At 69.4% G+C, this 8,961-nt stretch carries 10 protein-coding genes; 4 read left to right on the forward strand and 6 right to left on the reverse strand.

All coding sequences use genetic code 11. The features are described from left to right. Positions 1-1,275: sensor histidine kinase (locus tag ACEXOR_RS01325; RefSeq protein WP_374847570.1), on the reverse strand; the 1,275-nt coding region annotated here is incomplete at its 3' end. Between the two features lie 141 nt (positions 1,276-1,416). Here ACEXOR_RS01325 and ACEXOR_RS01330 point away from each other — a divergent pair. Next, entirely contained in the window at positions 1,417-2,208 is a 792-nt protein-coding gene (locus tag ACEXOR_RS01330) for a GAP family protein (protein WP_374847571.1), read from the forward strand. Positions 2,209-2,326: 118 nt separating this feature from the next. Here the strand turns inward: ACEXOR_RS01330 and ACEXOR_RS01335 are convergent, their stop codons facing one another. Beyond that, positions 2,327-2,995 (reverse strand): potassium channel family protein, encoded by a 669-nt coding sequence (locus tag ACEXOR_RS01335; RefSeq protein ID WP_374847573.1) that lies wholly within the window; start codon positions 2,993-2,995, stop codon positions 2,327-2,329. Beyond that, positions 2,988-4,403 carry a TrkH family potassium uptake protein gene (locus ACEXOR_RS01340; RefSeq protein ID WP_374847680.1) on the reverse strand — a complete coding sequence of 472 codons (1,416 nt, stop codon included), beginning with the start codon at positions 4,401-4,403 and terminating at the stop codon, positions 2,988-2,990. The genes ACEXOR_RS01335 and ACEXOR_RS01340 overlap by 8 nt, the downstream gene beginning before the upstream one ends. Before the next feature lie 160 nt (positions 4,404-4,563). Between ACEXOR_RS01340 and ACEXOR_RS01345 the strand changes: the two genes are divergently transcribed. The 3 genes from ACEXOR_RS01345 (at position 4,564) to ACEXOR_RS01355 (ending at position 5,451) form a co-directional block, all read left to right on the forward strand. After that, positions 4,564-5,025 (forward strand): ArsR/SmtB family transcription factor, encoded by a 462-nt coding sequence (locus ACEXOR_RS01345; protein ID WP_374847574.1) that lies wholly within the window; start codon positions 4,564-4,566, stop codon positions 5,023-5,025. 27 nt (positions 5,026-5,052) lie between these two features. Beyond that, positions 5,053-5,247 carry a helix-turn-helix domain-containing protein gene (locus ACEXOR_RS01350; RefSeq protein WP_374847575.1) on the forward strand — a complete coding sequence of 65 codons (195 nt, stop codon included), beginning with the start codon at positions 5,053-5,055 and terminating at the stop codon, positions 5,245-5,247. Positions 5,248-5,352: 105 nt separating this feature from the next. After that, on the forward strand, positions 5,353-5,451 hold the full coding sequence (locus ACEXOR_RS01355) for a 30S ribosomal protein bS22 (protein WP_003792170.1): 99 nt from the start codon (positions 5,353-5,355) through the stop codon (positions 5,449-5,451). 94 nt (positions 5,452-5,545) lie between these two features. Here the strand turns inward: ACEXOR_RS01355 and ACEXOR_RS01360 are convergent, their stop codons facing one another. From ACEXOR_RS01360 to ACEXOR_RS01370, 3 genes are all read right to left on the reverse strand, one after another. Beyond that, complete coding sequence (locus ACEXOR_RS01360) at positions 5,546-6,214, reverse strand: GntR family transcriptional regulator (protein ID WP_374847576.1); 669 nt, start codon at positions 6,212-6,214, stop codon at positions 5,546-5,548. An 86-nt stretch (positions 6,215-6,300) separates the two neighbouring features. After that, positions 6,301-7,893, reverse strand: a complete 1,593-nt coding sequence (locus ACEXOR_RS01365; protein ID WP_374847578.1) for an ABC transporter substrate-binding protein — start codon at positions 7,891-7,893, stop codon at positions 6,301-6,303. A gap of 77 nt (positions 7,894-7,970) precedes the next feature. Next, entirely contained in the window at positions 7,971-8,957 is a 987-nt protein-coding gene (locus ACEXOR_RS01370) for an ABC transporter permease (RefSeq protein ID WP_374847579.1), read from the reverse strand. Between the last annotated feature and the right edge of the window lie 4 nt (positions 8,958-8,961).

Raw genomic sequence — 8,961 nt, forward strand, 5'->3', positions numbered from 1 at the left:
CCCCCCCCTCCCCCTCCCTCCTCCCCCCCCCCCCCCCCCCCCCCCCCCCCCCCCACCCCCCCCCCGGGGGCGGGAGCCGGGGCTGGAGCCGGGGTGGGAGCCCGCGCGGGGGTCGGGGATGGGTACCGGGTTGCGCACCTCCACCACGAGGCGCGCCGGATCGGGCTCGCGCCGCACCGAGACCGAGGCCACCGAGCCCGGCGCATGCTTGCCCGCGTTCGCCAGCGCCTCCTGCACGATCCGCAGCGCCGCCTGCTCCGCGCTCGACGGCGGGCCCGTGCGGGCGAAATCGAGCGAACCCTCGAACGTGACCGTCGCGCCCGCGCGCCGCGAGCGTTCGAGCACCTCGCCGAGGCCCTCCAGCCCCGGGGCGGTCGCCCAGGGATCCTGATCGCCGTCGCGCAGCAGGGTGATCAGCTGCCGCATCTCGGTGAGCGAATCCAGGGCCGATGCGCGGGCGACACCGAGGGTCCGGCGGTCGCGCGACGTGTCGGGCTCCTGCGCCAGCGCCGCTTCCGCCTGGATGGCGATCACCGACACCTGCCCCGCGATGGTGTCGTGCAGGTCGCGGGCCATCCGGGCGCGTTCGGCCCGCACGGCCTCGGCGCGATCGGCCTCGGCCACCCGGGAGAGGGCTGCGGCGGCGCTGGCCAGGGCATCGGCCCGCTCGGACTCCAGGCGGGCCCGCTCCGAGGCGGCCGCCGCGAGCTCGCCGGCCTGCCGCACGTTGTCGGCCCACCACACCGGCAGCACGAGCAATGCGGCCGTCTGCAGCACCAGCAGGATCGTGACGCTCAGCGAGGCACCGGCGAGCAGCGACGCGAGGCCGGCCCCCACGATCACCAGGGCGATGCTGCGCACGATCACCCGCCGCCCGCCGGCCGTGGTGAACAGGTACGCCGCGAACAGCAGGTCGAACAGCGCGATCACCACTCCGATGCTGCCGCCGAGCAGGGTGTCGGCCACCACCGCGAGAACCCCGGTCAGCAGCGCGGCGAGCGGATGACGCCGCTTCGCCAGCATGGCCGCGCACGCGACGGCGAGCGGCGCGAGGTGCAGCCACGGGGAACCTCCCAGCAGTCGCGGCGCATCCGACCACGTTCCGGTCGAGCCGAGGGCGATCAGCAGCACGCCGAGCGCGAAGACCGCAAGGGCGTCGACCAGGTCGGCCCGACGCGGATCGGCCCGCAATCTGCTGTCGGCCCGGCGGAGGGCTGCGACGGGGGCGAGGGCTCTGAAGGGTGATCCCGGCCGGGCATCCGTTCGGTCGGTCATTCCGTCATCCCATCACAGGGCCGGGGGCGGCGCATCCCTCGAAGGAGTGAGACGGGTGGTGCGGCCGCTCGGAGGAGGCGCCCGGCGAAGACACCTCCTTCGGCGGATGCCCCGAGCGCCGCGGCCCGCGAGTCTTCAGTCATGACTCCCACCCTGCTCGGCTCCCTGCTGCTGCTCGCCCTCGTCGACAGCACCAGCTTCGGAACCCTCGTCATCCCGATCTGGCTGATGCTCGCCCCGGGGCGGGTGCGGCCGGCGCGGGTGCTCGCGTTCCTGGCGACGGTGGCGGCCTTCTACCTCGGCGTCGGGCTGCTGCTGCTCGCGGGGGCCTCGTTCGTGCAGGATGCGGTGGGCGGCGACCCCGACGCGCTGCTGGCGCTGCCCGGTGTGCGGGTGGCCGAGCTGGTGCTCGGTGTGGGGATGCTCGTGGGCAGCTTCTGGATCGACCCCGGGCCCAAGCGCCGCCCCGCGCGGCCTGCCGCCGACGCACCCGAGGGCCTCGATACGGCTGCGGACACTGCTGCCGTGCCGGCCGCGCCCGTGGCCCCGGGGCGGCTGAGCCGCTGGCGCGAACGCGCGATGGACTCCCGGGCGGGTCTCGGCGGTCTGCTGCTGCTCGCGCTCGCCGCGGCGCTGATCGAGGTGGGGTCGATGGTGCCCTACCTCGCGGGCATCGGGCTGATCAGCACGTCGTCGGCCGAGTGGCCGGTGACGGGTCTGCTGGTGGCCGGGTACTGCCTCGTGATGATCGCGCCGGCGGTGCTGGTGCTCGTGGTGCGGGTGCTGGCAGCGCGCGTCGTCGAGCCGCCGCTGCGGCGTTTCAGCGACTGGATGTCGGCCCACGCCGCCTCGACCACCGCCTGGATCGTGGGCATCGTCGGCTTCCTCCTGGCCCGCGACGCCGCCCTCGCCCTCGGCCTCTTCGGCGCCTGACCCCGCCGCCCGCCCCCACCCTCCCCTCCTCGAGTTGCGCCAAATCACCCCTTCGCGGGCGCGCAGAGGGCAGTTTGGCGCAACTCGGCGAGCTGGGGTCAGCGCAGCTGGCCCCAGCTCAGCTCAGGCTGGCGAAGGTCTCGATGTCCGAGCTCTTGCCCGACACGATGATGAGGTCGTGGTTCGACACGACGGTCGACTCGGTGGCGTAGGTGAACGGCTTGCCGGGGCTCTTCACGCCCACCACCGTCACGTGGTACTTCGACCGCACCCCCGACTCGGTGAGGTTGAGCCCCCGGATGGGCTTCGGCGGGTACATCTTCACCAGCGCGAAGTCGTCGTCGAACTGGATGAAGTCGAGCATGCGCCCCGACACCAGGTGCGCCACGCGCTCGCCGGCCTCGGCCTCGGGGTAGATGACGTGGTTGGCGCCGATGCGCTCCAAGATCTTGCCGTGCGAGCGCGAGATGGCCTTGGCCCAGATCTGCGGCACCTTCAGGTCGACGAGGTTCGCGGTGATCAGCACCGACGCCTCGATCGACGACCCGACGGCCACCACACCGATCTGGAACTCCGACGCCCCGATCTGCCGCAGCGCCTCGACGTTCTTCGCGTCGGCCTGAACGGTGTGCGTCACGCGCTCCGACCACTTCTGCACGAGCCGCTCGTCTTCGTCGATGGCCAGCACCTCGCGGCCCAGCCTGTCGAGCTCTCCGGCCGTGGCCGCGCCGAACCGGCCGAGGCCGATCACGAGCACCGGTGCGTCGTGCTTGATGCGGTCAACCAACGATGGGCCTCTCCTCCGGGCGCTTGTACAGCCGCTGGCGCTGGCTGGCGGCCAGGGCTGCGGCGAGAGTCACTGTACCAACGCGCCCCATGAACATGGTGGCGGCCAGCACGTACACACCTTCATCCGGAAGCGATGCGGTGAGGCCGGTGGTGAGCCCCGAGGTGGCGAACGCCGAGATGACGTCGAACAGCACGAAGTCGAGCGGGGCCTTCGAGATCTGCAGGATGAGGATGCTCGACACCGCGACGGTGGTCGCCCCCCAGAGCACCACCGAGACACCCAGTCGAAGAACGTCGCTCGGGATGCGTCGGCCGAACGACTCCATGTCCTGCACACCGCGCGCCTCGGCGAACGCGGCGAGGAAGAGCACGGCCAGGGTGGTGACCTTGATGCCGCCCGCCGTCGACGCGGAACCGCCGCCGATGAACATGAGCATGTCGGTGACCAGCAGGCTCGAGCCGTTGAGATCGGGGATGGAGATGGTGGAGAAGCCGCCCGATCTCGTCATCACCGACAGGAAGAAGCTCTGGAAGACGGTGTCGCCCGCGTTCAGCCCGCCGAAGGTCTCGGGGTTGTCGAACTCGAGCACGATGTAGAGCGCCGCCCCCACCACGATCAGCAGCAGGCTCGTGACGATGGTGAGCTTCACGTGCACCGACCAGCGCACCCGCGTCTCGGTGCCGCGGTTGCGACCGGTGCGCCGACGTCTGCCCCAGGCCTTCAGGCTGCGGGAGAGGGTGTAGATCACGGGGAAGCCGATGCTGCCGAGCACCACGCCCAGCATCAGCACCGACAGGAAGAAGTAGTCGTTCTCGAACGGCGTGAGCCCTTCGGCGTTCGGCGCGAAGCCCGTGTTGGTGAACGCCATCGCCGAGTAGTAGAAGCTGTGCCACACCGCCTCGCCCACCGGGATGCCGTCGACCAGCATGCGGGGGAACAGGAGTGCCGCGAGCACCACCTCGATCACGAAGGCGCTGATGGCCACCGTGGCCAGCAGCGAGCCGATCTCGCCCAGGCGCACGGCCTGACCCTCGGCGACGGGCCCGTGGTGCATGCGCAGCGGGTTGGTGTCGCTGGCGGCGATCAGCCGGGCGCGCAGCCCGAGCTTGCGCGACACCGCCAGGCCCAGGATGCTCGCCAGGGTCAGCACGCCGAGCGCGCCGATCTGCACGCCCACGTAGATGACCGCGTGGCCGAACGCCGACCAGTGGGTGGCCATGTCGACGGTGGAGAGCCCGGTGACGCAGATCACGGAGACCGCGGTGAAGACCGAATCGGCCAGCGCCGTCACCCGCCCGTTCGTCGCCGAGATGGGCAGCGACAGCAATGCGGTGAAGATGAGGATGAGGGTGGCGAAGATGAGGATGGCGAAACGGGAGGGCGAGTTCTCGGAGAACTCCCGCATCCCGTCGCGGATCCGCCCCGCGAGAGTCGCGCTCCGATTGAACGGGGTGCGACGCTGCGGGGGAGTGCTGACGCTCACCGCAGCAACACTACCCGGGCCGCAGGACGCGCGAGGAGCCGCATTCGGCGCGGATCGGGGCCTCGACCACTACCCTGGTCGCATGGCCGACATCTTCTCAGTGATCGCTGACCCGACCAGGCGTCAACTGCTGTCACTGCTGCTCGACCGATACGTGTCGGCTGAACCCGCCGGCGCCTCCGGGGCCGCCGAGGGCGAGTACAGCGTGTCGGAGCTCGTGGGCCGCCTCGAACTCAGCCAGCCGACGGTCTCGAAGCACCTCAAGGTGCTGCGCGATTCGGGTCTCGTCGGCGTGCGCGAGGTGGGTCAGCACCGCTACTACAAGATCGACACCGCGCCGCTGGAAGACGTGGAGGACTGGCTGATCCCGTTCCTCTCGGCCGACTTCGACACCGCCGAGGAGGACGAGCTGTGGGAGAACGCGTCCGAGGCCGTGCGCTCGGCTGCCGCGACCTTCGGGCAGAACGTCGGCCGCCGCGCGGCGGCCACCTCGCACGCGGTCAAGTCGGTCACCGAAGATCTGGTGTCGAAGCTGCGCCGCTGACGCCGCTCGACAGCTATAGTTTTCGCCATGGCCCCTGATCTCGACGACGTGACGTTCCTCACCGTCGCCGAGGTGGCCGAGATGATGCGGGTGTCGAAGATGACGGTCTACCGTCTCGTGCACTCCGGCGAGCTGCCCGCCATCCGCTTCGGCCGGTCTTTCCGGGTGCCCGAGTCGGCGGTCGCGGAGGCCCTGCACAACCACGTCGCCGACAGCGCGTAGCCCCCCGCCGACGCCCACAGGCTCGGACTGCTACACTTCTGCGAGGCTCTTTCTGCCCCTGACCGCCGTATTCGTGCGGTCATCCCCGATACGTGTGAGGTCTGTGTGGGTTCTGTAATCAAGAAGCGACGCAAGCGCATGGCGAAGAAGAAGCACCGCAAGCTGCTTCGCAAGACTCGCCACCAGCGTCGCAACAAGAAGTAGCGCCGAGGCTTCCGCCTCGCCGCTGCGCGAAGCAAGGCGTCAGACCTCACGGTCTGGCGCTTTTTGCTTGTCTGGCGCTTTGTGCTTGCCCGGGTCAGTTCTCGAGCGCCGTGAACGACGGGATGCGGTCCCGCTCGATGTGCGCGTAGGCCACCGACTCGGCGACGCGCTCGTTACCCGAGGCGATGGCGTCGCGCAGCGTGACGTGATCGTGGAACGCGTCGTCGGCATCCAGCTTCGACGTGAGATAGAACAGCCAGATCATCCGGCCCGAGACCGAGCGCATGAGGGTGGTCATGAGCTCGTTGTCGGTCAGCTCGACGATGGCCTCGTGGTAGGCCGTGCTTGACTGCGCGATCTTGTAGGCGTCGCCCTCGCGCACGAGGCTCTGCGAGTCGAGCAGCGCCTCGTCGAGGACGGCCAGGGAGGCGCCGGCCGCCACCTGGCGTGCGGCATAGCGGGCGGCCCCGACCTCGAGGTAGAGCCGCAGGTCGAACAGGTCGTTGACGCCCTTGGCGGTCCAGGTCTCGACGACGGCGCCGCGCCGCGGATATGTCTTGACGAATCCGTCGCGCTCGAGCTGCGGCACGGCTTCTCGAAGGGGTACGCGGGAGATCTGCAACTCCTCGGCCAGCCGCTGCTCGGCCAGCCGTGACCCTTGAGGGTAGCGGCCGAGAATGATGCCTTCGCGCAGGGCGAGATAGGCCTGCCGCGACAGCGATTCCGGGCGTACGAAGGCGGTGGGGTCGGTCTCCGTCGTCACGGGTTCTCCTAGAGTCGGGGAGGAAGCGGGGTGAAGGCTGGTGGGCCGGCCGGTGAGCCGAACATCCCACCAGCCTTCAGAATGGCCTATTCGGCGATCGAGAGCAGGCTGAAGTCGAGCTCGTTGGCGCCGATGTTGTGCGATTCCGCCACTCCGTCGAGCCACTTCTGCGACACGACCCAGTCCTTGTTGTACGACAGATTCATGTAGCAGCCGGTCGCCGAGTAGGTCTGGGCGGCCTTCGCGAACAGCGCCTGGTCGCCGGTCTTGACGGCCTGGTCGAGGTCGGCATCGGTGGACGGGTCGTCGCAGAGGAAGTAGTTGATCCCTCCGGTCTTGTCCCAGAAGACGTGTCCCCACATGTAGGGGTTTCCGCCGTCGGGGCCGTTGTTGCCGTCGATGAAGGCGTCAGGACCCTGGGTGGGGTCGTTCGCCCAGCCGAACACCTGCGAGGTCGGGTACCCCTGAGCGGTCGCCGTGATGCCGATGGACTGCAGGTTCGCCGTCACGATGTTGGCCATCTGCTCGGCATTCGTGTTGTCAGAGGCATAGCCCACGACCATCTCGGTGCCCCCGGGCAGCGTCTTCGCGTAGTCGGCCAGGACGGTCGGGTCGTACTCGATGTTCTGCGCGTCCGATCCGTCGGAGATCATGCCCTTGGCGTAGAGCGTGGTGGCCGGCTCGGAGCGCGCACCGAGAACCTGGTCGACGAGCTTCTCCTGGTCGATCGACTGCAGGAATGCCAGGCGAGCCTCCTTCTCGGCGAAGAACGGTTTGCTCGGGTTCACGGTGATGAGCGCCGACTGGAGCGTCGGCAGCATGTCGCTGTTGAACGCCGGATTGTCGTGGTACTTGTCCAGGCTCGACGACGGGAGCGCTGCGACGATGGCTGACACGTCGCCCTTGTCGAACGCCAGCTGCAGGGCGGAGACGTCGCTGTAGACGGGCAGTTCGACGGTGGTGAAGGGAGACTTCGTGCCCCAGTAGCCGTCGTATTGGGTGAGGGTGTACTTCGTTCCCGGTTCGACGTCGCTCAACTCGTAGGGCCCGGTGCCCAGGTCGTGCGTCTGCAGGTAGGTCTGCGCGTTGTCCGATCCGGCGTTCGCGGCGACACCGGTGGGCGACACCATCTTCGGACCGAACGGCGAGGCGAGGTAGTCGAGGAACGCGGCGTTCGGCTCCGACAGGGTCACGACGGCGGTCAGGTCGTCGGGGGTGTCGACGGATGCGACGCCGGCGGCCATGTACGCCGCCCCGCCATCCACATCGACGCGGCGCTGCAGCGACGACCGCACCGCGGCGGAGGTGAACGGGGTGCCGTCGTGGAAGGTGACGCCGGGCTTGAGCCTGAACGTGTAGGTCGTGAAGTCGGGTGAGACCTCCCACGACTCGGCGAGCCTGGGGGCGAGCTCGACCGTGTCGGTGTTGTTCTTGTACTGCACGAGACCCTCGTAGGTGTTCAGCACGATGGCCAGGCCGTTGTTGGCGTAGTAGACGTCGGGGTCCGGCGGCTGGCCGATGTCACCGAGCAGTCCGATGGTGAGCACGCCGTCGGTGGGGGCGGCGTTGGGGGTCGTGGTGCTGCCGCTCGACGTGCAGGCGGCGAGAGCCAGCAGGGGCACGACCGCGAGGGCGGTGAGCGCGGTGCGGACGAGCTTTCGGGTCTTTCGAGATGTCACTTTCGACTCCTTGGAGAGGGGGTGGGGTGGGACAGGGTTGATGGCGCGGTGTGGTGCGGTGGTGCAGTCCGGGGGCGTCAGGTGTTCAGGCGTGGGTCGGCCGCGACCTGAAGGATGTCGACGACCGCGTTGGTGACGATGTAGACGGTTCCGAGAACGAGGGTCACTCCGGCGATCGCGGGGAAGTCGGAGACGGGGATGCTGCCGGCGAGGTAGTTGCCGATGCCCGGCCAGCTGAAGATCTGCTCGACCACGACGACACCCGCGAACATGAAGCCCAACTGGAGACCGGCCATCGACAGGCCTGGTCCGATCGAGTTGCGCACGACGTGCCGCCTCAGCACGGTGAAGGGAGTCAGCCCTTTCGCCTCGGCCGTGCGCACGTAGTCCGCGGTCATGGTCGCGTCCAGGCTCGACCTCAGGATGCGGCCGATCGCGATGGCGGGCGCGATGGCGAGCACGATGCCGGGGAGCAGCACGTGCTGGAACGTCAGGCCGATCGTGTCGGGCTGCCCGGTCAGGATGCCGTCGAGCACGACGAAACCGGTGGGCGAGCTGCTGTCGACACCGCGGCCCGTCGCGGGCAGCCAGCCGAGCTGGGCGTAGAAGAGTACGATGCCGCCCAGCGCGAGCAGGAACGGCGGGGCTGCGGCGAGCACGAGCAGCGGGCCACGGAACAGCGCCCCGCCCTTCCATCGCAGCGACCCGGAGACCGCGAACAGAACGCCGAGCAGCAGTGCGACGAGGAACGAGAACAGCACGAGCTCCAGCGTCGCCGGCAGGAACGACTGCAGATCGGTGAGCACGGGTCGGTGGGTGCGGAACGACTGGCCGAGGTCGCCGTGCAGCAGGTTGGCGATGAAGCGCAGATACTGCGCGTAGATCGGGGCGTTGAGGCCGAGCTCGTCGCGCTTCGCCGCGATCGCCTCGGGCGACGCGTTGGCGCCCAGGTATGCCTTCACCGGGTCGCCCGGGCTGATGGCCTGCAGCACGAAGATGATGGCCGACAGGACGAGCAGGAGCACGACGGCCGACCCGGCACGGCGCAGGATGAAACGAACCACGGCT

Origin of the sequence: Herbiconiux liangxiaofengii (assembly GCF_041927335.1) — a bacterium.
Classification (GTDB): domain Bacteria; phylum Actinomycetota; class Actinomycetes; order Actinomycetales; family Microbacteriaceae; genus Herbiconiux; species Herbiconiux liangxiaofengii.